This is a genomic window from Streptomyces toyocaensis (assembly GCF_000725125.1).
Classification (GTDB): domain Bacteria; phylum Actinomycetota; class Actinomycetes; order Streptomycetales; family Streptomycetaceae; genus Streptomyces; species Streptomyces toyocaensis.
In genome coordinates, this window is the sequence record NZ_JFCB01000019.1 from 37,491 (window position 1) to 64,380 (window position 26,890).

General features: G+C 72.3%; 24 protein-coding genes. 21 read left to right on the forward strand and 3 right to left on the reverse strand.

Annotated features, from left to right (window positions below):
- Positions 1–37: 37 nt before the first annotated feature.
- The 4 genes from BU52_RS20480 (at position 38) to nusB (ending at position 3,155) form a co-directional block, all read left to right on the forward strand.
- On the forward strand, positions 38–880 hold the full coding sequence (locus tag BU52_RS20480; protein WP_078903356.1) for a Pro-rich N-terminal domain-containing protein: 843 nt from the start codon (positions 38–40) through the stop codon (positions 878–880).
- Positions 881–982: 102 nt separating this feature from the next.
- On the forward strand, positions 983–2,089 hold the full coding sequence (locus BU52_RS20485; protein ID WP_037936447.1) for an aminopeptidase P family protein: 1,107 nt from the start codon (positions 983–985) through the stop codon (positions 2,087–2,089).
- Between the two features lie 68 nt (positions 2,090–2,157).
- Entirely contained in the window at positions 2,158–2,724 is a 567-nt protein-coding gene (gene efp, locus BU52_RS20490) for an elongation factor P (RefSeq protein WP_006131211.1), read from the forward strand.
- A gap of 2 nt (positions 2,725–2,726) precedes the next feature.
- Positions 2,727–3,155, forward strand: coding sequence for a transcription antitermination factor NusB (gene nusB / locus BU52_RS20495; protein ID WP_037936449.1), 429 nt, complete (start codon positions 2,727–2,729; stop codon positions 3,153–3,155).
- A gap of 99 nt (positions 3,156–3,254) precedes the next feature.
- Here nusB and bldD read toward each other — a convergent pair whose 3' ends face one another.
- The gene (bldD, locus tag BU52_RS20500) at positions 3,255–3,758 is read right to left on the reverse strand and encodes a transcriptional regulator BldD (protein WP_037936452.1); all 504 of its coding nucleotides are present in this window, start codon (positions 3,756–3,758) and stop codon (positions 3,255–3,257) included.
- A 264-nt stretch (positions 3,759–4,022) separates the two neighbouring features.
- On the opposite strand from bldD, the gene pyrR reads away from it, so the two are divergent.
- From pyrR to BU52_RS20570, 14 genes are all read left to right on the forward strand, one after another.
- Positions 4,023–4,598, forward strand: coding sequence for a bifunctional pyr operon transcriptional regulator/uracil phosphoribosyltransferase PyrR (pyrR, locus tag BU52_RS20505; RefSeq protein ID WP_037936455.1), 576 nt, complete (start codon positions 4,023–4,025; stop codon positions 4,596–4,598).
- Positions 4,599–4,700: 102 nt separating this feature from the next.
- Positions 4,701–5,681 carry an aspartate carbamoyltransferase catalytic subunit gene (locus tag BU52_RS20510; protein ID WP_037936456.1) on the forward strand — a complete coding sequence of 327 codons (981 nt, stop codon included), beginning with the start codon at positions 4,701–4,703 and terminating at the stop codon, positions 5,679–5,681.
- Between the two features lie 5 nt (positions 5,682–5,686).
- On the forward strand, positions 5,687–6,973 hold the full coding sequence (locus tag BU52_RS20515; RefSeq protein WP_037936457.1) for a dihydroorotase: 1,287 nt from the start codon (positions 5,687–5,689) through the stop codon (positions 6,971–6,973).
- Complete coding sequence (locus BU52_RS20520; protein ID WP_037936459.1) at positions 6,970–7,530, forward strand: PH-like domain-containing protein; 561 nt, start codon at positions 6,970–6,972, stop codon at positions 7,528–7,530. Before BU52_RS20515 ends, BU52_RS20520 begins: the two co-directional genes overlap by 4 nt.
- Positions 7,527–8,684 (forward strand): glutamine-hydrolyzing carbamoyl-phosphate synthase small subunit, encoded by a 1,158-nt coding sequence (carA, locus tag BU52_RS20525; protein ID WP_037936461.1) that lies wholly within the window; start codon positions 7,527–7,529, stop codon positions 8,682–8,684. The genes BU52_RS20520 and carA overlap by 4 nt, the downstream gene beginning before the upstream one ends.
- On the forward strand, positions 8,677–11,985 hold the full coding sequence (gene carB / locus BU52_RS20530; protein WP_037936462.1) for a carbamoyl-phosphate synthase large subunit: 3,309 nt from the start codon (positions 8,677–8,679) through the stop codon (positions 11,983–11,985). Before carA ends, carB begins: the two co-directional genes overlap by 8 nt.
- A gap of 54 nt (positions 11,986–12,039) precedes the next feature.
- On the forward strand, positions 12,040–13,146 hold the full coding sequence (locus tag BU52_RS20535; protein ID WP_037936465.1) for a quinone-dependent dihydroorotate dehydrogenase: 1,107 nt from the start codon (positions 12,040–12,042) through the stop codon (positions 13,144–13,146).
- The gene (gene pyrF / locus BU52_RS20540; RefSeq protein WP_037936467.1) at positions 13,143–13,988 is read left to right on the forward strand and encodes an orotidine-5'-phosphate decarboxylase; all 846 of its coding nucleotides are present in this window, start codon (positions 13,143–13,145) and stop codon (positions 13,986–13,988) included. Before BU52_RS20535 ends, pyrF begins: the two co-directional genes overlap by 4 nt.
- A 289-nt stretch (positions 13,989–14,277) precedes the next feature.
- Positions 14,278–14,601 (forward strand): integration host factor, encoded by a 324-nt coding sequence (locus tag BU52_RS20545; protein ID WP_003977346.1) that lies wholly within the window; start codon positions 14,278–14,280, stop codon positions 14,599–14,601.
- A 37-nt stretch (positions 14,602–14,638) separates the two neighbouring features.
- Entirely contained in the window at positions 14,639–15,196 is a 558-nt protein-coding gene (gene gmk / locus BU52_RS20550) for a guanylate kinase (protein WP_037936470.1), read from the forward strand.
- A 62-nt stretch (positions 15,197–15,258) separates the two neighbouring features.
- A complete protein-coding gene (rpoZ, locus tag BU52_RS20555; protein ID WP_004933985.1) occupies positions 15,259–15,531 on the forward strand; it encodes a DNA-directed RNA polymerase subunit omega in 273 nt (90 codons plus the stop codon).
- 122 nt (positions 15,532–15,653) lie between these two features.
- A complete protein-coding gene (gene coaBC, locus BU52_RS20560; RefSeq protein ID WP_037936471.1) occupies positions 15,654–16,859 on the forward strand; it encodes a bifunctional phosphopantothenoylcysteine decarboxylase/phosphopantothenate--cysteine ligase CoaBC in 1,206 nt (401 codons plus the stop codon).
- A 233-nt stretch (positions 16,860–17,092) separates the two neighbouring features.
- Complete coding sequence (gene metK, locus BU52_RS20565; protein WP_037936472.1) at positions 17,093–18,301, forward strand: methionine adenosyltransferase; 1,209 nt, start codon at positions 17,093–17,095, stop codon at positions 18,299–18,301.
- Between the two features lie 205 nt (positions 18,302–18,506).
- Positions 18,507–20,654 carry a primosomal protein N' gene (locus BU52_RS20570; protein ID WP_037936475.1) on the forward strand — a complete coding sequence of 716 codons (2,148 nt, stop codon included), beginning with the start codon at positions 18,507–18,509 and terminating at the stop codon, positions 20,652–20,654.
- Between the two features lie 85 nt (positions 20,655–20,739).
- On the opposite strand, the gene BU52_RS20575 is transcribed toward BU52_RS20570, so the two are convergent.
- Entirely contained in the window at positions 20,740–21,291 is a 552-nt protein-coding gene (locus tag BU52_RS20575; protein WP_037936476.1) for a hypothetical protein, read from the reverse strand.
- 265 nt (positions 21,292–21,556) lie between these two features.
- Here BU52_RS20575 and fmt point away from each other — a divergent pair, with 265 nt between their 5' ends.
- Complete coding sequence (gene fmt, locus BU52_RS20580) at positions 21,557–22,489, forward strand: methionyl-tRNA formyltransferase (RefSeq protein ID WP_037936477.1); 933 nt, start codon at positions 21,557–21,559, stop codon at positions 22,487–22,489.
- 67 nt (positions 22,490–22,556) lie between these two features.
- On the forward strand, positions 22,557–23,975 hold the full coding sequence (locus tag BU52_RS20585) for an RsmB/NOP family class I SAM-dependent RNA methyltransferase (protein WP_037936478.1): 1,419 nt from the start codon (positions 22,557–22,559) through the stop codon (positions 23,973–23,975).
- Here the strand turns inward: BU52_RS20585 and BU52_RS20590 are convergent.
- A complete protein-coding gene (locus tag BU52_RS20590; RefSeq protein ID WP_037936479.1) occupies positions 23,956–26,100 on the reverse strand; it encodes an MMPL family transporter in 2,145 nt (714 codons plus the stop codon). The genes BU52_RS20585 and BU52_RS20590 overlap by 20 nt on opposite strands.
- A gap of 82 nt (positions 26,101–26,182) precedes the next feature.
- Between BU52_RS20590 and rpe the strand changes: the two genes are divergently transcribed.
- Positions 26,183–26,869: a ribulose-phosphate 3-epimerase gene (gene rpe / locus BU52_RS20595; protein WP_037936480.1), complete on the forward strand. Its 687-nt coding sequence runs from the start codon at positions 26,183–26,185 to the stop codon at positions 26,867–26,869.
- The last annotated feature ends 21 nt before the right edge of the window (positions 26,870–26,890 follow it).

The following is a 26,890-nucleotide window of genomic DNA, read 5'->3' on the forward strand; positions in this document are numbered from 1 at the left end:
AGCGCCCCATTGCCTGTACGAGACGGAGTGGCACCGGATGCAGCACGCAGTGGGTTCTCCGCTGCCGCCGCCCCACCAGCCGGGGCAGGGACCGGCCGTCGGATGGTCACCGGCCGCACACCACCCGGGCCGGCCCCCGGGACCCGCCTCCGCGCCCGTGCCTCCTCCGGCACCGGGCCTCCCCGCGCCTGTGCCCCCCGCGGGTCCGCGGCACGCCTCGATGCCCCCGCCGCCGGACACCACGGGGCACGTGCCGCTGCCGCCCGGCGGTCCGGTCGGCATGCCCAGCCCGCCGCAGGCCCCCGCGGCACCCGATCCGGCCGGGACGATCATCGCCGTGCTGCTCATCGGCCCGGCGGGGGCCGGCAAGACGAGCGTGGCCAAGTACTGGGCGGACCACCGCCGGGTCCCGACCGCCCACATCAGCCTCGACGACGTACGCGAGTGGGTCCGCTCGGGCTTCGCCGATCCGCAGTCCGGGTGGAACGACAACTCCGAGGCGCAGTACCGTCTGGCCCGCCGCACCTGCGGCTTCGCCGCGCGCAACTTCCTCGCCAACGGCATCTCCTGCATCCTCGACGACGCGGTCTTCCCCGACCGCCCGGTCGTCGGCCTCGGCGGCTGGAAGCGGCACGTGGGACCCGGCCTGCTGCCGGTCGTCCTCCTGCCGGGGCTGGACATCGTCCTGGAGCGCAACGCGGAGCGCACGGGCAACCGTCGCCTGAGCGACGAGGAGGTCGCCCGCATCCACGGCCGCATGGCCGGCTGGTACGGCTCGGGTCTGCCGATCATCGACAACTCGCAGCTGGACATACCGGGGACCGCCCGCATGTTGGACGACGTCCTGGCCCGCTCGATAGCCAGCCCCCCACCGTGGTGAGCGCGGACCCCTCGATGTGACCGGGCTGCGCGAGGACGCCCGAGCCCCCCACTCGGCCCCGCTCGACCGGCGACATCCGGCCACCGCTCCTACGCTCGAAGAATGTCAGAGGTCTACGCGATCCGCCGGACGCGGCTACGGGAGTGCTGCAACGCGAGCGGCAGCGCGGCGGCGCTGGTGTCCCGCCCCGCGAACGTGCGCTACCTCGCGGGCGCCGCCCCCGAGGGCGCCGTGCTGCTGCTGGGCGGAACCGAGGACGTCCTGGTGTGCGCGGACCCACCCGACGACCGGTCACCGCAGAGCCGCCCCGACGAGTCGCTGCGCGTCCACGTGACGCCCGGCACCGGCGGCGACGCCGCCGTCGCGGCAGCCGGCCTCGCCCTCACCCAGGGCGTCGACTCCCTCGCCGTCGAGGAGCACCACCTCACCGTGACCCGGCACCGCGCGCTCCGCTCGGCCGCACCCCGGCTGCGCCTGGCCGGCATCGCCGGCGCGGTCGAACAGCTCAGGGTCGTCAAGGACGAGGAGGAGATCTCCTGCCTCCGCATCGGCGCGGAGATCGCCGACCAGGCCCTCGGTGAACTCCTGGAGTCCATCCTCGTGGGCCGCACCGAGCGCCACCTCGCGCTCGAACTGGAGCGCCGCCTCGTCGACCACGGCGCCGACGGCCCCGCCTTCCCCACCTCCGTGGCCACCGGCCCGAACGCCGGCCGCCCCGGTCACCGCCCCACCGACCGCCGCGTGGAGGAGGGCGACTTCCTCTCCGTCTGCCTCGGCGCCACCTACCGCGGCTACCGCTGCGAGATCGGCCGCACCTTCGTCATCGGCACGGCCCCCGCGGACTGGCAGATCGAGCTGTACGACCTCGTCTTCTCGGCCCAGCGCGCCGGACGCGAGTCCCTCGTCCCCGGCGCGGCCTGCCGCGACGTGGACCGTGCGGCACGCCACGTCCTGGACTCCGCGGGGTACGGCGAGGCCCTCCCCGTCCTCACCGGTCACGGTGTCGGACTGGAAATCCGCGAGGACCCTCAATTGACCCCTGCGGCCATGGGTAAACTGGACGCTTGTGTGCCGGTCACCGTCGAACCGGGGGTCCACCTCCCCGGCCGGGGCGGGGTCCGGATCGATGACACGCTCGTCGTGCGCCCCGAGGCGGACGGCGGACCCGAGCTACTCACCATCACGACCAAGGAGCTGCTCGCGCTCTAGCCTTCGCGCTGTGCGCACGCCCGCCCCGGGGTCGTCCACGTCAGTCCAGTCCAGGAGATTCCGCAACCGTGGCTTCCACGAACGACCTCAAGAACGGCATGGTGCTCAAGCTCGAAGGCGGCCAGCTCTGGTCCGTCGTCGAGTTCCAGCACGTCAAGCCCGGCAAGGGCCCGGCCTTCGTGCGCACCAAGCTCAAGAACGTGCTCTCCGGCAAGGTCGTCGACAAGACCTTCAACGCCGGCGTCAAGGTCGAAACGGCCACCGTCGACAAGCGCGACATGCAGTTCTCCTACATGGACGGCGACTACTTCGTCTTCATGGACATGGAGACCTACGACCAGCTCATGGTCGACCGCAAGGCCGTCGGCGACGCCGCCAACTTCCTCGTCGAGGGCTTCACCGCCACGGTCGCCCAGCACGAGGGCGAGGTGCTCTTCGTCGAGCTCCCGGCCGCCGTCGAGCTGACCATCCAGGAGACCGAGCCGGGCGTCCAGGGCGACCGCTCCACCGGCGGCACCAAGCCGGCCACGCTGGAGACCGGTCACCAGATCCAGGTCCCGCTCTTCATCACCACGGGTGAGAAGATCAAGGTCGACACCCGCACCAGCGACTACCTCGGCCGGGTGAACAGCTAACCGTGGCTGCCCGCAACACGGCCCGCAAACGTGCCTTCCAGATCCTCTTCGAGGGCGACCAGCGCGGCACCGAGGTCCTGACGGTCCTCGCCGACTGGATCCGGCACTCCCGGACCGACACCCGGCAGCCGCCGGTGAGCGAGTACACGATGCAGCTCGTCGAGGGCTACGCGGAACACGCGAAGCGCATCGACGAGCTGATCTCCCAGTACTCGGTCGGCTGGACCCTCGGCCGGATGCCGGTCGTCGACCGCAGCATCCTGCGTCTCGGCGCGTACGAGCTGATCTGGGTCGACGAGACCCCGGACGCGGTCGTCCTCGACGAGATGGTGCAGCTGGCGAAGGAGTTCTCCACCGACGAGTCGCCCTCGTTCGTGAACGGGCTGCTCGGCCGGCTCAAGGAGCTCAAGCCGTCGCTGCGCCGGGAGTAGAAGCGCCCTCAGGGGCATGGGGAACGAAAACCGCCGGGGTGATCGGACCATGTGGGTCCGATCACCCCGGCGGCACGTTTCTGCGTACCCGCGGAGCGGTTACGCCTCCTCGTGCGTGGCGACCGCGCGGCGCGCGTCCGCGTCCAGGACGCCCCAGCTGATCAGCTGCTCGGTGAGGACCGAGGGCGACTGGTCGTAGATGACGGCGAGGGTGCGCAGGTCGTCCTGGCGGATGGAGAGCACCTTGCCGTTGTAGTCACCGTGCTGGGACTGGATCGTCGCCGCGTAGCGCTGCAGCGGGCCCGCCTTCTCGGCCGGCACCGTGGCCAGCCGCTCCAGGTCGAGGACCAGCTTCGGCGGCGGCTCGGCGGCGCCGCCCGGGGTCGTACCCGGCAGCAGCTCCTGCACCGGAACACCGTAGAAGTCCGCCAGCTCCGCGAGGCGCTGCACGGTCACGGCGCGGTCGCCGCGCTCGTACGAACCGACCACGACCGCCTTCCAGCGGCCCTGGGACTTCTCCTCGACACCGTGGAGGGAAAGGCCCTGCTGGGTGCGGATCGCCCGGAGCTTGGCCCCGAGCTGTTTGGCGTATTCGCTGGACATATAGCTCCCCGGCACTGTGTCGACGCGGCTCTGGCTGGTTTCCATGCCGCGCGGCTGGTAACTCACTGTGAGGTTACGCAGCGTTACTCTCGTGCGTCAAGCCGAATGGTCCACACCGACGCTTCCGTGGTAGCGAAGATCGGCTACGCCATTGGAGTGATCGGGGGTGTCGCTCCGCGTGGATCCCGGCCTGATAGCCTGAGTGGCGCAATCCGACGTCCTTTAAGGTCCGTCCCGTGAGGCGGAGAAGGAGGTCCGTTTCGTATGGACACGCAGGAACCGCAGAATCCGCAGTCCGATGCCCGGCCCGTTCTCGAAGGCCCTGACATCGCGCGGGTGCTGACCCGCATCACCCACGAGATCGTCGAGCGCGCCAAGGGCGCCGACGACGTGGTGCTCCTCGGCATCCCGACCAGAGGCGTCTTCCTCGCCCAGCGGCTCGCCGCCAAGCTCGAGCAGATCACCGAGCGCAAGGTCCCGGTCGGCTCGCTCGACATCACCATGTACCGCGACGACCTGCGCATGCACCCGCCGCGTGCGCTGGCCCGCACCGAGATCCCCGGTGACGGCATCGACGGCCGGCTCGTCGTCCTCGTCGACGACGTGCTCTTCTCCGGCCGCACCATCCGAGCCGCCCTCGACGCGCTGAACGACATCGGGCGCCCGCGCGCGGTCCAGCTCGCCGTCCTCGTCGACCGCGGCCACCGCGAACTGCCCATCCGCGCCGACTACGTCGGCAAGAACCTGCCCACGTCGCTGCGGGAGACGGTCAAGGTCCTGCTCGCCGAGGAGGACGGTCGCGACACCGTGCTGCTCGGCGCGAAGCGGACCGCCCAGTAGCACCGCGCGCGCACGCCGGAGGCGTGCGCCGGCCCGGCACGCCCTCGCGCGTACCCGTCTGCCCGATTTCGCCTCTTTGAACTGCTATACGGAGCCTGACAGATGCAGCGTCATCTCATCTCGGCCGCCGACCTCACCCGCGACGACGCCGTCCTCATCCTCGACACCGCCGAGGAGATGGCCCGGGTCGCCGACCGGCCGATCAAGAAACTGCCGACCCTGCGCGGCCGCACGGTCGTGAACCTCTTCTTCGAGGACTCCACGCGCACGCGCATCTCCTTCGAGGCCGCGGAGAAGCGCCTGTCCGCGGACGTCATCAACTTCACCGCCAAGGGCTCCAGCGTCTCCAAGGGGGAGTCCCTCAAGGACACCGCCCAGACCCTGGAGGCCATGGGCGTGGACGCCGTGGTCATCCGGCACGGCGCCTCCGGAGCCCCGTACCGACTGGCCACCTCCGGCTGGATCGACGCCCACGTCATCAACGCGGGCGACGGCACCCACCAGCACCCCACCCAGGCGCTCCTCGACGCCTTCACCATGCGCCGCCGGCTCGTCGGCCGGGACGCCGGGATCGGACAGGACCTCTCCGGCCGGCGCATCACCGTCGTCGGCGACGTCCTGCACAGCCGGGTCGCCCGCTCCAACGTCGACCTGCTCCACACCCTCGGCGCCGAGGTCACCCTCGTCGCCCCGCCGACCCTGCTGCCGGTCGGCGTCGACACCTGGCCCTGCGAGGTGTCCTACGACCTCGACTCCACGCTGACCAAGTCCGACGCCGTGATGATGCTGCGCGTCCAGCGCGAGCGGATGAACGCCGCGTTCTTCCCCACGGAGCGGGAGTACTCGCGCCGCTACGGCCTCGACGGCGACCGCATGGCGCGCATGCCCGAGCACGCCATCGTGATGCACCCCGGCCCGATGGTCCGCGGCATGGAGATCACCGCCGAGGTCGCGGACTCCGACCGCTGCACCGTGATCGAGCAGGTCACCAACGGCGTCTCCATCCGCATGGCCGTTCTCTACCTGCTGCTGGGCGGCAACGAACCCGCCGTTACCCACGCCCGTACCACCGAGGAGAAGTAACAACCATGAGCAAGACCCTGATCCGTGGTGCGAAGGTGCTCGGCGGCGAGCCGCAGGACGTCCTGATCGACGGTGAAACGATCACGCAGGTCGGCACCGGCCTGTCCGGCGAGGGCGCCGAGGTCGTCGAGGCCGGCGGCAAGGTGCTGCTGCCGGGCCTGGTGGACCTGCACACGCACCTCCGCGAGCCCGGCCGCGAGGACTCCGAGACCGTGCTGACCGGCACCCGGTCCGCGGCGAGCGGCGGCTACACGGCCGTGTTCGCCATGGCCAACACCTTCCCGGTCGCCGACACCGCCGGCGTCGTCGAGCAGGTCTGGCGGCTCGGCAGGGAGCACGGCTACTGCGACGTGCGGCCCGTCGGCGCCGTCACCGTCGGCCTGGAGGGGCGGAAACTCGCCGAGCTGGGCGCCATGCACGAGTCAGCGGCCGGCGTCACCGTCTTCTCCGACGACGGCAAGTGCGTCCACGACGCCGTGATCATGCGCCGCGCGCTGGAGTACGTGAAGGCCTTCGGCGGGGTCGTCGCCCAGCACGCGCAGGAGCCGCGGCTGACCGAGGGCGCCCAGATGAACGAGGGTGTCGTCTCCGCGGAGCTGGGGCTCGGCGGCTGGCCGGCCGTCGCCGAGGAGTCGGTCATCGCCCGGGACGTGCTGCTCGCCGAGCACGTCGGTTCCCGCGTCCACATCTGCCACCTGTCCACGGCCGGCAGCGTCGAGATCGTGCGCTGGGCCAAGTCCCGCGGCATCGACGTCACCGCCGAGGTCACCCCGCACCATCTCCTCCTCACCGACGAACTGGTGCGGACCTACAACCCGGTCTACAAGGTCAACCCGCCGCTGCGCACCGAGCGCGACGTCATGGCGCTGCGCGAGGCGCTCGCCGACGGCACGATCGACATCGTCGCCACCGACCACGCCCCGCACCCGCACGAGGACAAGGACTGCGAGTGGGCCGCCGCGGCCATGGGCATGGTCGGCCTGGAGACCGCGCTGTCGGTGGTCCAGGAGACGATGGTCGGCACGGGCCTGCTGGACTGGGCCGGCGTCGCCGACCGCATGTCCTTCAAGCCCGCGCGCATCGGAAGGGCGGAGGGCCACGGCCGTCCCGTCTCGGCAGGTGAGCCCGCCAACCTCACCCTCGTCGACACGGCATACCGTGGTCCCGTGGACCCCGCGGGCTTCGCCTCGCGCAGCCGCAACACTCCGTACGAGGGCCGCGAGCTGCCGGGCCGTGTCACGCACACCTGGCTCCGGGGCAAGGCCACGCTCGTCGACGGGAAGCTCACGTGACACCTGTAATCCTGCTGGCCGCCGAGAAGGAATCGGCGGAAGTGACCGACTGGGCCGCCCGGATCGGCTGGGTCGTCGGACTCGCCCTCTTCGTCGCGCTCGTCTACTGGCTGATGCGCGAGGGCTGGAAGTGGCGCGGCACGCTCCAGGGGGACCTGCCCGAGCTGCCGGGCGCGCCGGACGACCCCGGACCGGTGAGACTGAGCATGAGCGGCCGCTACCACGGCTCCACCACCGCCGGTCAGTGGCTCGACCGCATCGTGGCGCACGGCCTGGGCACCCGCAGCCGGGCCGAGCTCACGCTCACGGAGGCGGGACTGGACGTCGTACGGCCAGGAGCGGACGACTTCTTCGTCCCGGCGGACGCGCTGCGCGGCGCCCGGCTCGACAAGGGCATCGCCGGCAAGGTCCTCACCGAGGGCGGTCTGCTGGTCGTCACCTGGGCGCACGGCGAGCGGCTGATCGACTCCGGCTTCCGCTCCGACCACGCGGCCGAGCACAACCAGTGGGTCGAAGCCCTCAACCACATGATCGTCAAGACGGAAGGCGCACGATGACAACCTCCACCAGGGGAACCGTGAAGGTTCCCGCCGTACTCGTCCTGGAGGACGGCCGGATCTTCCGTGGCCGTGCCTACGGGGCTGTGGGGGAGACCTTCGGCGAAGCGGTGTTCTCCACCGGGATGACCGGCTACCAGGAGACCCTCACCGACCCGTCCTACCACCGCCAGGTCGTCGTGATGACCGCCCCGCACGTGGGCAACACCGGCGTGAACGACGAGGACATGGAGTCCCGCAGGATCTGGGTCTCCGGCTACGTCGTCCGCGACCCCGCGCGCGTGCCCTCCAACTGGCGCTCGACGCGCTCACTGGACGACGAGCTCGCCGCGCAGGGCGTCGTCGGCATCAGCGGCGTCGACACGCGCGCCCTCACCCGGCACCTGCGCGAGCGCGGCGCCATGCGCGTCGGCATCTTCAGCGGCGACGCCGTGGGCGACGACGCGGCACTGCTCGCCCGGGTCCAGGAGGTGCCCGGGATGAAGGGCGCCGACCTGTCCGCCGAGGTCGCCACCACCGAGCCGTACGTCGTCCCGGCCATCGGCGAGAAGAAGTTCACCGTCGCCGCCGTGGACCTCGGCATCAAGGGCATGACCCCCCGGCGCATGGCCGAACGCGGCATCGAGGTGCACGTCCTGCCGGCCACGGCGACCGTGGACGACGTCTACGCGGTGAACCCGGACGGCGTGTTCTTCTCCAACGGCCCCGGCGACCCCGCCACCGCCGACCACCCGGTCGCCCTGATGCAGGCGGTCCTGGAGCGGGGCACCCCGCTGTTCGGCATCTGCTTCGGCAACCAGATCCTGGGCCGTGCCCTCGGCTTCGGCACCTACAAGCTGAAGTACGGCCACCGCGGCATCAACCAGCCGGTGCAGGACCGGACGACCGGCAAGGTCGAGGTCACCGCGCACAACCACGGCTTCGCCGTCGACGCGCCGCTGGACGAGGTGTCCGACACCCCGTTCGGCCGCGCCGAGGTGTCCCACGTCTGCCTCAACGACAACGTGGTGGAGGGCCTCCGGCTGCTCGACAAGCCCGCCTTCAGCGTCCAGTACCACCCCGAAGCGGCAGCGGGCCCGCACGACGCCGCCTACCTGTTCGACCGCTTCACGTCTTTGATGAGCACCGTCCTGATGGAGGGCCAGCGTGCCTAAGCGCACCGATATCCAGTCCGTCCTGGTCATCGGCTCCGGCCCGATCGTCATCGGCCAGGCCGCCGAGTTCGACTATTCCGGCACCCAGGCGTGCCGCGTCCTCAAGGCCGAGGGCCTGCGGGTCGTCCTGGTCAACTCCAACCCGGCGACGATCATGACCGACCCGGAGATCGCCGACGCCACCTACGTCGAGCCGATCACCCCCGAGTTCGTCGAGAAGATCATCGCCAAGGAGCGGCCCGACGCCCTGCTGCCCACCCTGGGCGGCCAGACCGCGCTCAACGCCGCGATCTCGCTGCACGAGAACGGCGTTCTCGACAAGTACGGCGTCGAGCTGATCGGAGCCAACGTCGAGGCGATCCACAAGGGCGAGGACCGCGACCAGTTCAAGGAGGTCGTGGAGGAGGTCCGCAAGAAGATCGGGCACGGCGAGTCCGCCCGGTCCTACATCTGCCACTCCATGGACGACGTCCTCAAGGGGGTCGAGGAGCTCGGCGGCTACCCGGTCGTCGTCCGCCCCTCCTTCACCATGGGCGGCGCCGGCTCCGGCTTCGCCCACGACGAGGAGGAGCTGCGCCGCATCGCCGGACAGGGCCTCACCCTCTCGCCGACCACCGAGGTGCTCCTGGAGGAGTCCATCCTCGGCTGGAAGGAGTACGAGCTGGAGCTGATGCGCGACAAGCACGACAACGTCGTGGTCGTCTGCTCCATCGAGAACTTCGACCCCATGGGCGTGCACACCGGTGACTCCATCACCGTCGCCCCGGCGATGACGCTCACCGACCGCGAGTACCAGATCCTGCGCGACATCGGCATCGCCGTCATCCGCGAGGTCGGCGTCGACACCGGCGGCTGCAACATCCAGTTCGCGGTGAACCCCGAGGACGGCCGGGTCATCGTCATCGAGATGAACCCGCGCGTGTCGCGCTCCTCGGCGCTCGCCTCCAAGGCGACCGGTTTCCCCATCGCCAAGATCGCCGCCAAGCTCGCCGTCGGCTACACCCTCGACGAGATCCCCAACGACATCACGCAGGAGACCCCGGCCTCCTTCGAGCCGACGCTCGACTACGTGGTGGTGAAGGCGCCCCGCTTCGCCTTCGAGAAGTTCCCCTCCGCCGACTCCACACTGACCACCACCATGAAGTCGGTCGGCGAGGCCATGGCCATCGGCCGCAACTTCACCGAGGCGTTCCAGAAGGCGCTGCGCTCGCTGGAGAAGAAGGGCAGCCAGTTCACCTTCGTCGGCGAGGCGGGCGACAAGGCCGAGCTGCTGCGTGAGGCGGTCCGTCCCACCGACGGCCGGATCAACGCGGTCATGGGGGCCATCCGCGCGGGCGCCACCCCGGAGGAGGTCTTCGACGCCACGAAGATCGACCCCTGGTTCGTCGACCAGCTCTTCCTCATCAAGGAGATCGCCGACGACCTCGCCGGGGCCCCGGAGCTGACCCGCGAGCTGCTCGCCGAGGCCAAGCGGCACGGCTTCTCCGACCAGCAGATCGGTGAGATCCGCGGCCTGCGCGAGGACGTCGTCCGCGAGGTCCGGCACGCGCTGGGCATCCGCCCGGTCTACAAGACCGTCGACACCTGCGCCGCCGAGTTCGCCGCGAGGACGCCTTACTTCTACTCCTCCTACGACGAGGAGACCGAGGTCTCGCCGCGCGAGAAGCCCGCGGTGATCATCCTGGGTTCCGGCCCGAACCGCATCGGCCAGGGCATCGAGTTCGACTACTCCTGCGTCCACGCCTCCTTCGCCCTCAGCGACGCCGGCTACGAGACCGTGATGGTCAACTGCAACCCGGAGACGGTCTCCACCGACTACGACACCTCCGACCGGCTGTACTTCGAGCCGCTCACCCTGGAGGACGTCCTGGAGATCGTCCACGCCGAGCAGCAGGCCGGACCGGTCGCGGGCGTCGTCGTCCAGCTCGGCGGCCAGACCCCGCTCGGCCTGTCGCAGGCGCTGAAGGACAACGGCGTGCCGATCGTCGGCACCTCCCCGGAGGCCATCCACGCCGCCGAGGACCGCGGCGCCTTCGGCCGGGTCCTCAAGGAGGCCGGCCTGCCGGCCCCCAAGCACGGCACCGCCACCACCTTCGTGGAGGCCAAGGCCATCGCCGACGAGATCGGCTACCCGGTCCTCGTCCGCCCGTCCTACGTGCTCGGCGGCCGCGGCATGGAGATCGTCTACGACGAGACCCGGCTGGAGTCCTACATCGCCGAGTCGACCGAGATCAGCCCCTCGCGGCCGGTGCTCGTCGACCGCTTCCTCGACGACGCCATAGAGATCGACGTCGACGCGCTGTACGACGGCGAGGAGCTCTACCTCGGTGGCGTCATGGAGCACATCGAGGAGGCCGGCATCCACTCCGGCGACTCGGCGTGCGCCCTGCCCCCGATCACCCTCGGCGGCTTCGACATCAAGCGGCTGCGCGCCTCCACGGAGGCCATCGCACGCGGCGTCGGTGTGCGCGGCCTGATCAACATCCAGTTCGCGCTGGCCGGGGACATCCTCTACGTCCTGGAGGCCAACCCGCGCGCCTCGCGCACCGTGCCCTTCACCTCGAAGGCGACCGCGGTGCCGCTGGCGAAGGCCGCCGCACGGATCTCGCTCGGCGCGACCATCGCCGAACTGCGCGGCGAGGGTCTGCTCCCGGCGAAGGGTGACGGCGGCGAGCTGCCGCTGGACGCGCCGATCTCCGTCAAGGAGGCCGTGATGCCGTGGTCCCGCTTCCGGGACATCCACGGCCGCGGCGTCGACACCGTGCTCGGCCCCGAGATGCGCTCCACCGGCGAGGTCATGGGCATCGACTCGGTCTTCGGCACGGCGTACGCCAAGTCCCAGTCGGGCGCCTACGGCCCGCTGCCGACCAAGGGACGCGCGTTCATCTCGGTCGCCAACCGCGACAAGCGTTCGATGATCTTCCCCGCGCGGGAGCTGGTGGCGCACGGCTTCGAGCTGCTGGCCACCTCCGGCACCGCCGAGGTCCTCAAGCGCAACGGCATCAACGCCACGGTCGTGCGGAAGCAGTCCGAGGGCACCGGCCCGAACGGCGAGAAGACCATCGTCCAGCTCATCCACGACGGCGAGGTCGACCTCATCGTCAACACCCCGTACGGCACCGGCGGCCGCCTCGACGGCTACGACATCCGTACGGCCGCCGTGGCCCGGTCCGTGCCCTGCCTGACGACGGTCCAGGCGCTCGCCGCCGCCGTCCAGGGCATCGACGCGCTCAACCGCGGGGAGGTGGGCGTGCGCTCCCTCCAGGAACACGCGGAACATCTGACCGCGGCCCGCGACTAGCAGCCGCCCCCAGGGGGACACCGGAAACGGTGTCCCCCTCTTCATGAGGACACCATGTACAAGATTCTCTTCACTCTGCTCTTCCGGCGGATGGACCCGGAGCAGGCCCACCACCTGGCCTTCCGCTGGATCCGCCGGGTCGCGCGCGTCCCCGTGCTGCGGACCTTCGTCGCCGCCGTGCTCGCCCCCCGCCACCCGGAACTGCGCACCGAGGCCCTCGGGCTGCGCCTGCACAGCCCCTTCGGTCTCGCCGCGGGCTTCGACAAGAACGCCGTCGGCATCGACGGCATGGCGATGCTGGGCTTCGACCACGTCGAGGTCGGCACCGTCACGGGGGAGCCGCAGCCCGGCAACCCCAGGAAGCGGCTGTTCCGTCTGGTCGCGGACCGGGCCCTGATCAACCGCATGGGCTTCAACAACGAGGGCTCGCTCGCCGTCGCGGCGCGCCTGGCCTCCCGCGCGCCCGTCTTCAGGACGGTGGTCGGCGTCAACATCGGCAAGACCAAGGCCGTCCCGGAGTCCGAGGCCGTCGCCGACTACGTGAAGTCCGCCGAGCGGCTCGCACCGCACGCCGACTACCTGGTCGTCAACGTCTCCTCGCCGAACACGCCCGGACTGCGCGACCTCCAGGCCGTGGACCACCTGCGCCCGCTGCTCGCCGCCGTCCGCGAGGCCGCCGACCGCGCGGTCCCGGCCCGCCGGGTGCCGCTGCTGGTGAAGATCGCCCCCGACCTCGCGGACGAGGACGTCGACGCCGTCGCCGACCTCGCCGTGGAACTCGGCCTGGACGGCATCATCGCCACCAACACCACCATCGCCCGCGAGGGACTCGGCCTGACCTCCGATCCCGCCGTCGTCCGGGAGACCGGTGGCCTGTCCGGCGCCCCCCTGAAGGCGCACTCACTGGCCGTGCTGCGCCGCCTCTACGCGCGCGTGGGCGACCGCATCACCCTGGTCGGCGTCGGCGGCATCGAGAACGCCGAGGACGCCTGGCAGCGCATCCTGGCCGGTGCCACGCTGGTGCAGGGCTACAGCGCGTTCATCTACGAGGGCCCCTTCTGGGGCCGCGCCATGCACAAGGGGCTCGCCGCGCGACTGCGCACCAGCCCCTACGCCACGCTCGCCGACGCGGTGGGCGCCGACGTGAGGACGACGGCATGACCGGTCTGGCACCCTTCGGCGCGCGCCTGCGCCGCGCGATGGACGAGCGGGGCCCGCTCTGCGTGGGCATCGACCCGCACGCCTCCCTGCTCGCCGAGTGGGGCCTCAGCGACGACGTGAGGGGCTTGGAGCGGTTCAGCCGGACCGTCGTCGAGGCAATCGCCGGCCGGGTCGCCGTGCTGAAGCCGCAGAGCGCCTTCTTCGAGCGCTTCGGCTCGCGCGGCATCGCCGTGCTGGAGCGGACGGTCCAGGAGGCACGGGAAGCCGGGGCGCTGGTCGTGATGGACGCCAAGCGCGGTGACATCGGCTCCACCATGGCCGCCTACGCCGAGTCGTTCCTGCACAGGGACGCCCCCCTGTTCTCCGACGCGCTCACCGTCTCGCCGTACCTCGGTTACGGCTCGCTGAGCCCGGCCGTCGCGCTGGCCCGGGAGACCGGCACCGGCCTGTTCGTGCTGGCGCTGACCTCCAACCCGGAGGGTGGCGAGGTGCAGCACGCGGTCCGCGCGGACGGACGCACCGTCGGGGCGACCATGCTCGGGCACCTGGCCCTGGAGAACGCCGGCGAGGAGCCGCTCGGGTCCTTCGGCGCGGTGGTGGGCGCCACCCTCGGTGACCTGTCCTCGTACGACCTGGACATGGGCGGTCCTATCCTGGCGCCCGGCATCGGCGCGCAGGGGGCCACCGCGGCCGACCTCCCGGCGGTGTTCGGCAGGGCGGTGCGCAACGTGGTGCCGAACGTCAGCCGGGGTGTGTTGCGCCACGGTCCCGACGTGGTCGCTCTGCGTGACGCGGCGGACCGCTTCGCGGAGGACGTGCGTGCCGCGGTGACGGCTGCCTGAAGTCCGCCGACGGCCGATTCCGAGGTCGCCGCACTCTGGCTACCACCCCAAAACGGGGGGATTATGTCCTTAATGTCCGGCCTGACGGAGGCTGACCAGGACTTTTCCGCTGTTCTCGCTGACTCGGGCGGCATTGGCCGCTAGTCTCCGACGAGTGGGGGTGCCTCCCACGCCCTTCAAGCAGTGGGGGAGAACGGGCAGGCGTGTTGCTCGTGGCTCCCCAGGTGTGGGGCGACTAGGTTCCTCACCGGTCCGTATCCGACAGTTCGACATCCGAGGTGACGTAGGCGTGGCTCTTCCGCCCCTTACCCCTGAACAGCGCGCAGCCGCGCTCGAAAAGGCCGCCGCGGCTCGCCGGGAGCGGGCCGAGGTCAAGAATCGACTCAAGCACTCCGGCGCCTCCCTTCACGAGGTCATCAAGCAGGGCCAGGAGAACGACGTCATCGGCAAGATGAAGGTCTCCGCCCTGCTCGAGTCCCTGCCGGGCGTGGGCAAGGTCCGCGCCAAGCAGATCATGGAGCGACTGGGCATCTCCGAGAGCCGCCGCGTGCGGGGTCTCGGTTCCAACCAGATCGCCTCCCTGGAGCGCGAGTTCGGCAGCACCGGCTCCTGAGTTCTGGACAGCCCGGGACTACTGGAATAATCGCTGCATGAGTGAACGACCGCGGCTGACCGTGCTCTCCGGCCCCTCCGGGGTCGGCAAGAGCACGGTCGTCGCCCATATGCGCAAGGAACACCCCGAGGTCTGGCTGTCGGTGTCGGCGACGACACGGGCGCCCCGCCCCGGTGAGCGGCACGGGGTCCACTACTTCTTCGTCACCGACGAGGAGATGGACAAGCTGATCGCCAACGGCGAGCTGCTGGAGTGGGCCGAGTTCGCCGGGAACCGCTACGGCACGCCCCGCGCGGCGGTGCTGGAGCACCTGGAGGCGGGTGTGCCCGTACTGCTGGAGATCGACCTCCAGGGCGCGCGGCAGGTCCGCGAGTCCATGGCCGAGGCACAGCTGGTGTTCCTGGCTCCTCCCTCCTGGGAGGAGCTCGTGCGCAGGCTCACGGGCCGGGGCACCGAGTCGGCCGAGGTCATCGAGCGCCGGCTCGGCGCCGCGAAGACCGAGCTGGCGGCGGAGCCTGAGTTCGACACCACCCTGGTCAACACCTCCGTCCAGGACGTGGCCCGCGAGCTGCTAGCCTTGATGAACGTCGTGTGATCGTGAGCAATCGTTCACCGGTCGCGTCGACTGAATCTTTCCCATCCATCGGAAGGTAGAGCGTGTCCTCTTCCATCTCCGCGCCCGAGGGCATCATCAACCCGCCGATCGACGAGCTCCTCGAGGCCACGGACTCGAAGTACAGCCTCGTGATCTACGCGGCCAAGCGGGCCCGCCAGATCAACGCGTACTACTCGCAGCTCGGCGAGGGTCTGCTCGAGTACGTCGGTCCCCTCGTCGACACCCACGTCCACGAGAAGCCGCTCTCGATCGCCCTGCGCGAGATCAACGCGGGACTGCTGACCTCCGAGGCCGTCGAAGGCCCCGGCCAGTAACCGGTCAGTACGTCGTATCGGCAGTTCGCGGCTGACTTTTCCACAGGCCCGGCAGTACGTCTGCCGGGCCTGTGGTGTCTCATGGGGTTCGTCGCAGGTTTCCGAGGTTCCGGGGAGAGACGGTGGACAAGCCGAAGGTCGTTCTGGGGGTCAGCGGCGGCATCGCCGCGTACAAGGCCTGTGAGCTGCTCAGGCGGCTGACGGAGTCGGGGCACGACGTGCGGGTCGTCCCCACCGCCTCGGCCCTGCACTTCGTCGGCGCCGCCACCTGGTCCGCCCTCTCCGGCAACCCGGTCTCCACCGAGGTCTGGGACGACGTCCACGAGGTGCCGCACGTCCGCATCGGGCAGCACGCCGACCTGGTGGTCGTCGCCCCGGCCACGGCGGACACGCTGGCCAGGGCGGCCCACGGCCTGGCCGACGACCTCCTCACCAACACCCTGCTCACCGCCCGCTGCCCGGTCGTCTTCGCCCCCGCCATGCACACGGAGATGTGGGAACACCCGGCCACCCAGGAGAACGTGGCGACGCTGCGCGCCCGCGGTGCCCTCGTCGTCGAGCCGGCCGTCGGACGCCTCACCGGCGCCGACACGGGCAAGGGCCGGCTGCCCGACCCGGGCGAGATCTTCGAGGTCTGCCGCCGGGTGCTGGCCCGTGGAGTCACCGAGCCGGACCTCCGGGGCCGGCACGTCGTCGTCAGCGCCGGAGGCACCCGCGAGCCCCTCGACCCCGTCCGCTTCCTCGGCAACCGCTCCTCCGGCAAGCAGGGGTACGCCCTCGCCCGCACCGCCGTCGCCCGGGGCGCCCGCGTCACGCTCGTCTCGGCCAACGCCGCGCTGCCCGACCCGGCCGGTGTGGACGTCGTCGCCGTCGGGACGGCCGTGGAACTCCGCGAGGCCGTCCTGCGCGCCGCCGCCGACGCGGACGCCGTCGTCATGGCGGCGGCCGTCGCCGACTTCCGCCCGGCGGCCTACGCGGCCGGGAAGATCAAGAAGAAGGACGGCCAGGAGCCCGAACCGGTCACCCTGGTGCGGAATCCGGACATCCTCGCGGAGATCTCGGGCGACCGGGTGCGGTCCGGACAGGTGATCGTCGGCTTCGCCGCCGAGACCGACGACGTGCTCGCCAACGGCCGCGCCAAGCTGAAGCGCAAGGGCTGCGACCTGCTGGTGGTGAACGAGGTGGGAGAGCGCAAGACCTTCGGTTCCGAGGAGAACGAGGCCGTGGTGCTGGGTGCCGACGGCAGCGAGACCCCCGTCGCGCACGGCCCGAAGGAGGCCCTGGCCGACACCGTGTGGGACCTGGTTTCCGAGCGCCTCGGTGAGTGACTGATTCACGGCCGGCACGCCTGAACCGCGTCCGCCGGGGGCGTGGCGCCTCTGGCAAACGTCGCCCGGCCCGTGGAGAATGCCCGTGCCGCAGGTCACAGCGCTCTCGCGAGACGAGACAGGGGGACCCGTGGCGAAGCGCGACCGATAAACTGTTCCACTGACGGCGTCGGGTGCAGCCCCCGCCGTTCGCCAATGATCAGCCAGCAGCCGCTGCAACCCCAGGGAGCATTGTGTCCCGTCGTCTGTTCACCTCGGAGTCCGTGACCGAGGGTCACCCCGACAAGATCGCTGACCAGATCAGCGACACCATCCTCGACGCGCTGCTCCGCGAGGACCCGGCCTCCCGGGTCGCCGTCGAGACTCTGATCACCACCGGCCTGGTGCACGTGGCCGGCGAGGTCACCACCAAGACGTACGCGGACATCGCGACGCTGGTGCGCAACAAGATCCTGGAGATCGGCTACGACTCCTCGAAGAAGGGCTTCGACGGCGCCTCCTGCGGCGTGTCGGTGTCGATCGGCGCGCAGTCCCCTGACATCGCGCAGGGCGTCGACGCCGCCTACGAGGCCCGCGTCGAGGGCGACGACGACGAACTGGACCGTCAGGGCGCGGGCGACCAGGGCCTGATGTTCGGTTACGCGACGGACGAAACGCCGACGCTGATGCCGCTGCCGGTGTTCCTGGCCCACCGGCTGTCCAAGCGCCTGTCGGACGTGCGCAAGAACGGGACGATCCCCTACCTGCGTCCGGACGGCAAGACCCAGGTCACCATCGAGTACGACGGCGACAAGGCGGTCCGTCTGGACACCGTGGTCGTCTCCTCCCAGCACGCCTCCGACATCGACCTGGAGTCGCTGCTGGCGCCGGACATCCGGGAGTTCGTCGTCGAGCCGGAGCTCAGGGCGCTGCTGGACGACGGCATCAAGCTGGACACGGAGAACTACCGGCTGCTGGTGAACCCCACGGGCCGGTTCGAGATCGGCGGTCCGATGGGTGACGCCGGCCTGACCGGCCGGAAGATCATCATCGACACCTACGGCGGCATGGCCCGCCACGGCGGCGGCGCGTTCTCCGGCAAGGACCCCTCCAAGGTGGACCGCTCGGCGGCGTACGCGATGCGCTGGGTCGCCAAGAACGTGGTGGCGGCCGGGCTGGCCGCGCGCTGCGAGGTGCAGGTGGCCTACGCGATCGGCAAGGCCGAGCCGGTGGGTCTGTTCGTGGAGACCTTCGGTACCGCCAAGGTCGACACCGAGCGGATCGAGCGGGCCATCGACGAGGTCTTCGACCTGCGCCCGGCCGCCATCATCCGCGACCTCGACCTGCTGCGCCCGATCTACGCCCAGACCGCCGCCTACGGCCACTTCGGCCGTGAGCTGCCCGACTTCACCTGGGAGCGCACCGACCGCGTCGACGCCCTGCGCAAGGCCGCCGGACTGTAGGTCCCACCCCGCGTCCCCGAGGCCCGGCGTCCCCTCCGAGGGGCCGCCGGGCCTCGGCGTGCGGTCCTTCGGCCGCGGCGGCGTCACGGCCGGGCGTGAGGCGCACGGGCTGGTCCCGGGCGCAGGCGCGCCGGGCGTCCGTCCGCACCCGCGGCCGATCCCGGGCCCGGCGCCGCTGTCAGTCGTGTTTGGTAAGAATGCAGGCGTGAGCAGCGAGAACGGACAGCCGGACGGCGACGCGGAGGGTGCGCCGCCCGAGCAGCTCGCGCTCATCCGGGAGAGCGTGCGCAAGGCCGGGACGCCCCGCGCCAAACCCCGGACCTGGCGGGGCGCCGCGCTCGCGAAGGAACTGCCCGTGGCCCGGGTCCTGGTCGACAAGGGCGTGCTCCATCTCGACCGGTACTTCGACTACGCCGTGCCCGAGGAGCTGGACGCCGACGCCCAGCCGGGCGTCAGGGTGCGGGTGCGGTTCGGCGCCGGCGGGCGCCGGGTGCGCGAGGGCCGTCGCGAGGGCGGCGGGCTGATCGACGGGTTCCTGGTCGAGCGGCGCGCCGAGTCCGACTACGCGGGCCCCCTGGCGGCCCTGGCCCAGGTGGTCTCGCCCGAGCGGGTGCTCGACGAGGAGCTGCTGGGGCTCGCCCGCGTGGTCGCCGACCGGTACGCGGGCAGCCTCGCCGACGTCCTCCAGCTCGCCGTGCCGCCGCGCAGCGCCCGTGCCGAGCGGCGTCCCTCGCCCGCCCCGCAGCCTCCGCCCCCGGCGCCCGCGCCCGGCTCCTGGGAGCGGTACGAGCAGGGGCCCGCCTTCCTGGAGTCACTGGCCTCCGGAGGCGCCCCACGGGCCGTGTGGAACGCACTGCCCGGCCCGCAGTGGAGCGAGGAGCTGGCCCGGGCCGTCGCCGCCGCCCTGGCCTCCGGACGCGGCGCGCTGGTCGTCCTGCCGGACGGCCGCGCCGTGGCCCGCGTGGACGCCGCGCTCACCGGACTGCTGGGGGAGGGCCGGCACGCGGTCCTCACCGCCGACGCCGGGCCGGAGAAGCGCTACGCGCAGTGGCTCGCGGTGCGGCGGGGCTCCGTGCGGGCCGTCGTCGGGACGCGGGCGGCGATGTTCGCGCCGGTGCGGGACCTCGGCCTGGTCGCCGTCTGGGACGACGGCGACGACAGCCACAGCGAACAGCACGCCCCGCAGCCGCACGCCCGCGAGGTCCTGCTGCTGAGGGCGGCGCAGGACAGGTGCGGCTTCCTGCTGGGCGGCTGGAGCTGCACCGTGGAGGCCGCCCAGCTCGTGGACACCGGCTGGGCCAGACCGCTTCTCGCCCCCAGGGAACGGGTGCGGACGGCCGCGCCGCTCGTGCGGACCGTCGGCGACCAGGATCTCGCGCGGGACGAGGCGGCCCGCGCGGCCCGGCTCCCGACGCTCGCCTGGCAGGCCGTCCGGGAGGGCCTGCGGCACGGGCCGGTGCTCGTGCAGGTGCCCCGGCGCGGGTACGTGCCGCGGATGGCGTGTGCCGCCTGCCGGGCCCCGGCGCGGTGCCGGCACTGCGCCGGGCCGCTGGAGGCGCGGGGGGCCGACGACCTGCGGTGCGGGTGGTGCGGGCGCGAGGAGAGCGGCTGGCACTGCCCCGAGTGCGGCGGTTTCCGGCTGCGGGCACAGGTGGTGGGGGCGCGGCGGACCGCCGAGGAGCTGGGCCGGGCCTTCCCCGCCGTCCCGGTGCGGACCTCGGGACGCGAGCACGTGCTGGACACGGTGCCGGGGGCGCCCGCGCTGGTGGTCAGCACCCCCGGGGCGGAACCGGTGGCCGAGGGCGGCTACGCCGCGGCGCTGCTGCTGGACGGATGGGCCATGCTGGGGCGGCCCGACCTGCGGTCCGGGGAGGACGCGCTGCGCCGCTGGATCGGCGCGGCGGCGCTGGTCCGTCCGCAGCCGGCGGGCGGCACGGTGGTGGTGGTCGCGGAGCCGACCCTGCGGCCGGTGCAGGCGCTGGTGCGGTGGGACCCGGTCGGCCACGCGGTGCGGGAACTGGCGGAGCGGGCCGAACTGGGCTTCCCGCCGGTGTCGCGGATGGCGGCGGTGTCGGGGCCGGGCGAGGCGGTGAGCGAGTTCCTCCGTGCGGTGGAGCTGCCCGCGCCGGCGGAGATCCTGGGACCGGTTCCCCTGCCGGTCACCGCGGCCGGCCGCCCGCGGCGCCCGGGCGCGCCCTCGCCGGGGGAGCACTGGGACCGGGCGCTGATCCGCGTGCCCCCCGGCCACGGCGCGGCACTGGCCGCGGCCCTGAAGACGGCGCAGGCGACCCGTATGGCCCGGGGCGGGAACGCCCCCGTGTGGGTCCGGATCGACCCGCTGGACATCGGCTGAGCGGGAACCGCGCTCACCCCGCGGTGACGGACGTACGGCGCCCTCCCGGAGGCGGTGCGTCCGGGAGGGCGGGGGAGGGGGCGGCTCAGCCGTTGCGGGGCGCGGGGAAGACCGTCGGGCGCGGCTCGTCGCGGAGGGCCGGGCTGCCGGCCGTGGGCTGGGTGGGCATGGACCGGGCGGCGGGGACCGCCGGCACCGTGGAGACGCCGGCGCCCACGTTGACCGTGCGGGAGCCCGGGGACTCCGGCGCGCGCTCGGCCTCGGCGGTGGCGGCGGGTGTCCGGTCGGCCGCGCGGCGGGCGCCGTAACGGCGGTGCACCGCCTGCTTGGTGACTCCCAGCGCGGAGCCCACCGCGTCCCAGGAGAAGCCGAGTGAGCGGTCGAAGTCCACGGCGGCCGTGACCAGGGTCTCGACACTGTCCCGCAGTTCCTGGGCGAGACGGACCGTCGGGGCCGGCGCCCGTCCGTAGACGACGAAGCCCGTGGAGGGGCCGGAGCGGCGCGGGCGGTAGACGTTGCCCAGCTGGGCGGTGAGCGTGCGCAGCGCGTCCACCTGCCGGCGGACCCGCTCGATGTCCCGCACCAGCAAGTGCAGGCTGGCCCGAGCCTGGGCGTCGTGGGTTGCGTGGTCGGCCATGAACAAGCCTCTCGAACCGGCGTTGAAAGGAATGAGCCCGTTTCGGGGCCCGGGGTCAACTCTTTCTTGACCAACGCGTATGCGCTCCGCGGGTCACGGGGTGGGGGCGCGGCGGCATATGCCTACGCCCCGGCGGAGCGCCCCCGCCGGGCCCCCGCCGGGACGCTCCGCCGGGGCGGCCGTCCCCGTACGGGGCTCCTGCCCGGCCCCCCCCTAGACTGGTGCGCCGCCCCAGCCGCCCCCGCCCGAGAGGCCCAAGCACTCCATGAGGCTCGTCTTCGCCGGCACCCCCGAGGTCGCCGTTCCCGCACTGGACGCTCTTCTCGCCTCCGGGCGGCACGAGGTGGCCGCCGTCGTCACCCGGCCCGACGCTCCCGCCGGGCGCGGGCGCAGGCTGGTCGCCTCCCCCGTCGCCGCACGTGCCGAGGAGGCCGGGATCGAGGTGCTGAAGCCGGTCAGGCCCCGTGACCCGGAATTCCTCGAGCGGCTCGAGCGGATCGCGCCGGACTGCTGCCCCGTCGTCGCCTACGGCGCCCTCCTGCCGAGGGCCGCGCTCGACATCCCCGCCCGTGGCTGGGTCAACCTGCACTTCTCGCTGCTGCCCGCCTGGCGCGGCGCCGCGCCCGTGCAGCACGCCGTCATGGCGGGCGACGAGATCACGGGTGCCACCACCTTCCTCATCGAGGAGGGCCTGGACTCGGGGCCCGTCTACGGCACGGTCACCGAGGAGATCCGCCCCACCGACACCAGCGGCGACCTGCTCACCCGGCTCGCGTTCGCCGGCGCCGGCCTGCTCGCCGCGACCATGGACGGGATCGAGGACGGCACCCTGAAGGCCGTTCCGCAGCCCGCCGACGGCATCAGCCTCGCCCCGAAGGTCGCGGTCGAGGACGCCCGCGTCGACTGGCACACCCCGGCGCTGCGCGTGGACCGCGTGGTGCGCGGCTGCACCCCCGCACCCGGGGCCTGGACCACCTTCCGGGGCGAGCGCCTGAAGATCGTCCAGGCCACTCCCGTACCCGGGATCACCGATCTCGCGCCCGGGCAGCTGTCCGCCGGCAAGAACACCGTGTACGTGGGCACCGGCTCGCACGCCGTGGAGCTGCTGTGGGTGCAGGCCCAGGGCAAGAAGCCGATGCGGGCGGCGGACTGGGCGCGCGGGGCGCGGATCGCGGCCGGGGAGACCGTCGGGGCCTGACGCCGCCGGAGCCCGGACGACGTAGGCTTGTCCGCGCACGTCATCCCACATCCGGAGCACCTTTTTCGTGAGCGACCAGCCCCGTCGGCCCCGCAGGCCCGCCAAGCCCTACCGCCGGCCCCAGAAGGACCCCGTCCGCATCCTCGCCTTCGAAGCCCTGCGGGCCGTGGACGAGCGGGACGCGTACGCCAACCTCGTCCTGCCCCCGCTGCTGCGCAGGGCGCGCGAAGCCGGCGACTTCGACGCCAGGGACGCCGCCCTCGCCACCGAGCTGGTGTACGGCACGCTGCGCCGGCAGGGGACGTACGACGCCGTCGTGGCGGCCTGCGTCGACCGGCCCCTGCGCGAGGTCGACCCGCCGGTGCTGGACGTGCTGAGCCTCGGCGCGCACCAGCTGCTCGGCACGCGGATCCCGACGCACGCCGCCGTGTCCGCCACCGTCGAGCTGGCCCGGGTGGTGCTCGGCGACGGCCGCGCCAAGTTCGTCAACGCGGTACTGCGGAAGATCGCCCAGGACGACCTGGACGGCTGGCTCGAGCGGGTCGCGCCGCCCTACGACGAGGATCCCGAGGACCATCTCGCCGTCGTGCACTCGCACCCCCGCTGGGTGGTCTCCGCGCTGTGGGACTCCCTCGGGGGCGGCCGTGCCGGAATCGAGGAGTTGCTGCGGGCCGACAACGAGCGGCCCGAGGTGACCCTGGTCGCCCGGCCGGGACGGTCCACGCCCGCCGAGCTGCTCGAGGAGGAGGCCGCGGAGCCCGGCCGCTGGTCGCCGTACGCGGTGCGGCTGACCGAGGGCGGGGAGCCGGGCGCCGTCACGGCGGTGGCCGAGGGCCGGGCCGGTGTCCAGGACGAGGGCAGCCAGCTCGTGGCGCTCGCTCTCGCGGGTGCGCCCGTCGAGGGCCGCGACCGGATGTGGCTGGACGGATGCGCCGGGCCCGGCGGCAAGGCCGCCCTGCTCGCCGCGCTCGCCGCCGAACGCGGTGCCGCGCTGCTCGCCTCCGAGAAGCAGCCGCACCGGGCCGGTCTGGTGGCCAGGGCGCTCGCCGGGAACCCGGGGCCGTACCAGGTGGTCGCCGCCGACGGGACGCGGCCGCCGTGGCGCCCCGGCAGCTTCGACCGGGTGCTGGTCGACGTGCCGTGCACCGGGCTGGGCGCCCTGCGCCGCCGCCCCGAGGCGCGCTGGCGGCGCCGCCCGGAGGACCTGGACGGCTTCGCGCCGCTCCAGCGCGGGCTGCTGCGCAGCGCCCTGGAGTCGGTGCGGGTGGGCGGTGTCGTCGGGTACGCCACCTGCTCGCCGCACCTCGCGGAGACCCGGGCCGTGGTCGCCGACCTCCTCAAGCAGTTCCCGGACACCGCACTGATCGACGCCCGGCCGCTGCTGCCCGGCGTACCGGACCTGGGCGAGGGCCCCGACATCCAGCTCTGGCCGCATCTGCACGGGACCGACGCGATGTATCTGGCTCTCATCCGCCGGACCGGCTGACGTCTGCCTCGGGCACCCCCACCGTCCCGCCGCCGTCCTCCCGGGCCAGCCGGTGGGGCCACCACACCTTCGGCCCCACGTCCAGGAACAGCGCCGTGACCAGGACCGAACGGACCACGAAGGTGTCGATGAGCACGCCCAGGGCGACCGCGAAGCCGATCTCGGCGAACGCCACCATCGGGAGCGTGGCGAGCGCCGCGAACGTGCCGGCGAGGACCAGCCCCGCCGAGGTGATGACGGCGCCCGTGGCCGCGAGGCCGGTGACCACGCCGGGCCGGGTGCCCTGGCGGGCCGCCTCCTCGCGGATGCGGGTGGTCAGGAAGATGTTGTAGTCGATGCCCAGCGCCACCAGGAAGACGAAGACGAACAGCGGGAAGTCGGTCGGCTCGCCCGCGTAGTCGAACACGTGCCGGAAGGCCAGGGCGCTGAGCCCGAGCGCTGCCGCGAACGACAGGATCACCGTCGCGATCAGCAGCAGCGGGGCGATCAGGGCGCGCAGCAGGGCGCACAGGATCAGCATGACCACGGCCAGCACCAGCGGGATGATCAGCATGTTGTCGTGCGTGGTCGCCCTGTCCATGTCGAGCAGCGCCGCCGTGCCGCCGCCCACCTGCGCGTCGGCGTCCGGCACGGCGTGCACGGCGTCCCGCACCCTCTCGACGGTCTGCTTCGCCGCCTCGCTGTCCGCCGGGGCGGTCATGGTGGCCTCGAACAGCACCTTGCCCTCGAAGGCCGGCTTCGTGCCCGGCGGAAGTGCGAGGGAATCCGGGACGACCCCTTCCGTGCCCGCGACCGCGCGGCCCACCTGCCGGGCCTGGGCCTGGTCGCTGACGACGACGAGCGGATCGCCGCTGCCCGCCGGGAAGTACCGCGCGGAGACCTCCTGGCCGGTGATCGAGTCCGGTTTCCCGGTGAACGCGTCCGCGTTGCCGATGCCCTCGGCGCGGAGCTGGATCAGGCCCAGCGAACAGATCGCCAGTACGGCCGCGGTCACGGCCCAGACCGTCCGCGGGCGGCGCGCGATGCCGCGGCCCATGCGGGCCCACTTTCCCCGTTCGGCCGGGTCGGGGGTCCCGTGGTGCGGGATCACCGGCCAGAAGATCCAGCGGCCGAAGATGACCAGCAGCGCCGGGAAGAGCGTCAGCAACGCCAGCAGGGCCACCGCGACACCGATCGCGGCGACCGGGCCGAGGCCCCGGGTGGAGTTCATCTCGGCGGCCAGCAGCACGAGCATGCTCACCACGACGGTGGCCCCGGAGGCGAGTACGGCGGGCCCCGCGCGGTGCAGGGCCAGCGCCATCGCCTCGTGCCGGTCCTCGTGCCGGCGCAGTTCCTCGCGGTAGCGGGCGACCAGCAGCAGGGCGTAGTCGGTGCCGGCGCCGAAGACGAGGACCAGAAGGATGCCGGCGCTCTGCCCGTTGACCGTGAGTCCGCCGTGCTCGGCCAGCAGATAGACGAGGGCCTGTGCCGCGAACAGCGCGACGATCACCGAGAACAGCGGCACCAGCAACAGGGTCGGACTGCGATAGGTGATCAGCAGCATCACGACGACGACGGCCATCGCGGAGAACAGCAGCGTCGAGTCGATGCCCTCGAACCCCTCGGCGAAGTCCGCCGACGTGCCGCCCGGTCCCGTGATGTGCACGGCGAGCCCGTCGACGCTCTCGCCGACGTCGTCGCGGATCGAGTCGACCGCGGGCCCGATCCGCTCCCAGCCCTGCTCGTCCATCGTGATCGGCACGAAGACCTGCGCGGCCCGCGGACCGGTCTGCCGGTCGAACACCGGGCCCCGGGTCTCGGCGCCCCTGATTCCGTGGTCGCTCAACCGCCTGAGCTGATCCACGTCCTCGGCGATCCGCTCCCGGTCGGCGGCCGTCAGCCCGCTGTCCCGTGCGTAGACCACGATCGCCGGGATCTGCTCGGGCCGGAAGTCCTCGGAGATCTCCAGCACCTGCGTCGACTCCGCGGAGCCCGGCAGCCAGGACGCCGCGTCGTTGTCCTGGGCGTCGGTGAGCTTCTGAGCGAGCGGCGCCGTCACGAGCAGCACCACCAGCCACAGCACCAGCACCAGCCACTTGGAACGCCGCCCGCACACCAGCCGGGCGATGCCTCGTTCACCTGTCATGAAGACCTCCGCGGCAGGACCGCGGCACCGGCCCCCAGGGGGCCCCGCCCCCCGGGTACAGCGCAGCGCATACGCTTGGGCCATGGCCCCGCAGATCAGCCCCAGCATCCTGTCCGCCGACTTCGCCCGCCTCGCGGACGAGGCGAAGGCGGCGGAGGGAGCCGACTGGCTCCACGTCGACGTCATGGACAATCATTTCGTCCCGAACCTCACGCTCGGCGTGCCGGTCGTGGAGTCGCTCGCGCGTGCGACGGACACTCCGCTGGACTGCCATCTGATGATCGAGGCCCCCGATCGGTGGGCGCCCCAGTACGTGGAGGCGGGGGCCGGGTCCGTCACCTTCCATGTCGAGGCGGCCACCGCGCCCGTGCGGCTGGCCCGGGAGATCCGCGCCAAGGGCGCCCGTGCCTCCATGGCGCTCAGGCCGGCCACGCCCGTCGAGCCGTACGAGGACCTGCTCCCCGAACTCGACATGCTGCTGATCATGACCGTGGAGCCGGGCTTCGGGGGCCAGGCGTTTCTCGACATCATGCTTCCGAAGATTCGCCGCACCCGCGAGTTGATCAGCAAGCACGGTCTCGAGCTCTGGCTCCAGGTCGACGGCGGTGTCTCGGCCTCCACCATCGAGCAGTGCGCCGACGCCGGCGCCGACGTCTTCGTCGCGGGATCGGCCGTGTACGGGGCGTCCGATCCGGCCGAGGCGGTACGTGCACTGCGCAAGCAGGCCGAGGACGCCACGGCCGGGGCGTCCTGGGCGGGCGACCACTGAGCTACAGGAACATGAACGGCG

Bases quoted from the DNA above. Each gene is read 5' to 3' on its own strand.
- BU52_RS20480 (WP_078903356.1), top strand. From the start codon at position 38: ATGCAGCACGCAGTGGGTTCTCCGCTGCCGCCGCCCCACCAGCCGGGG.
- BU52_RS20485 (WP_037936447.1), top strand. From the start codon at position 983: ATGTCAGAGGTCTACGCGATCCGCCGGACGCGGCTACGGGAGTGCTGC.
- bldD (WP_037936452.1), bottom strand. From the start codon at position 3,758: ATGTCCAGCGAATACGCCAAACAGCTCGGGGCCAAGCTCCGGGCGATC.
- pyrR (WP_037936455.1), top strand. From the start codon at position 4,023: ATGGACACGCAGGAACCGCAGAATCCGCAGTCCGATGCCCGGCCCGTT.
- BU52_RS20510 (WP_037936456.1), top strand. From the start codon at position 4,701: ATGCAGCGTCATCTCATCTCGGCCGCCGACCTCACCCGCGACGACGCC.
- BU52_RS20515 (WP_037936457.1), top strand. From the start codon at position 5,687: ATGAGCAAGACCCTGATCCGTGGTGCGAAGGTGCTCGGCGGCGAGCCG.
- carA (WP_037936461.1), top strand. From the start codon at position 7,527: ATGACAACCTCCACCAGGGGAACCGTGAAGGTTCCCGCCGTACTCGTC.
- BU52_RS20535 (WP_037936465.1), top strand. From the start codon at position 12,040: ATGTACAAGATTCTCTTCACTCTGCTCTTCCGGCGGATGGACCCGGAG.
- pyrF (WP_037936467.1), top strand. From the start codon at position 13,143: ATGACCGGTCTGGCACCCTTCGGCGCGCGCCTGCGCCGCGCGATGGAC.
- gmk (WP_037936470.1), top strand. From the start codon at position 14,639: ATGAGTGAACGACCGCGGCTGACCGTGCTCTCCGGCCCCTCCGGGGTC.
- BU52_RS20575 (WP_037936476.1), bottom strand. From the start codon at position 21,291: ATGGCCGACCACGCAACCCACGACGCCCAGGCTCGGGCCAGCCTGCAC.
- fmt (WP_037936477.1), top strand. From the start codon at position 21,557: ATGAGGCTCGTCTTCGCCGGCACCCCCGAGGTCGCCGTTCCCGCACTG.
- BU52_RS20590 (WP_037936479.1), bottom strand. From the start codon at position 26,100: ATGACAGGTGAACGAGGCATCGCCCGGCTGGTGTGCGGGCGGCGTTCC.
- rpe (WP_037936480.1), top strand. From the start codon at position 26,183: ATGGCCCCGCAGATCAGCCCCAGCATCCTGTCCGCCGACTTCGCCCGC.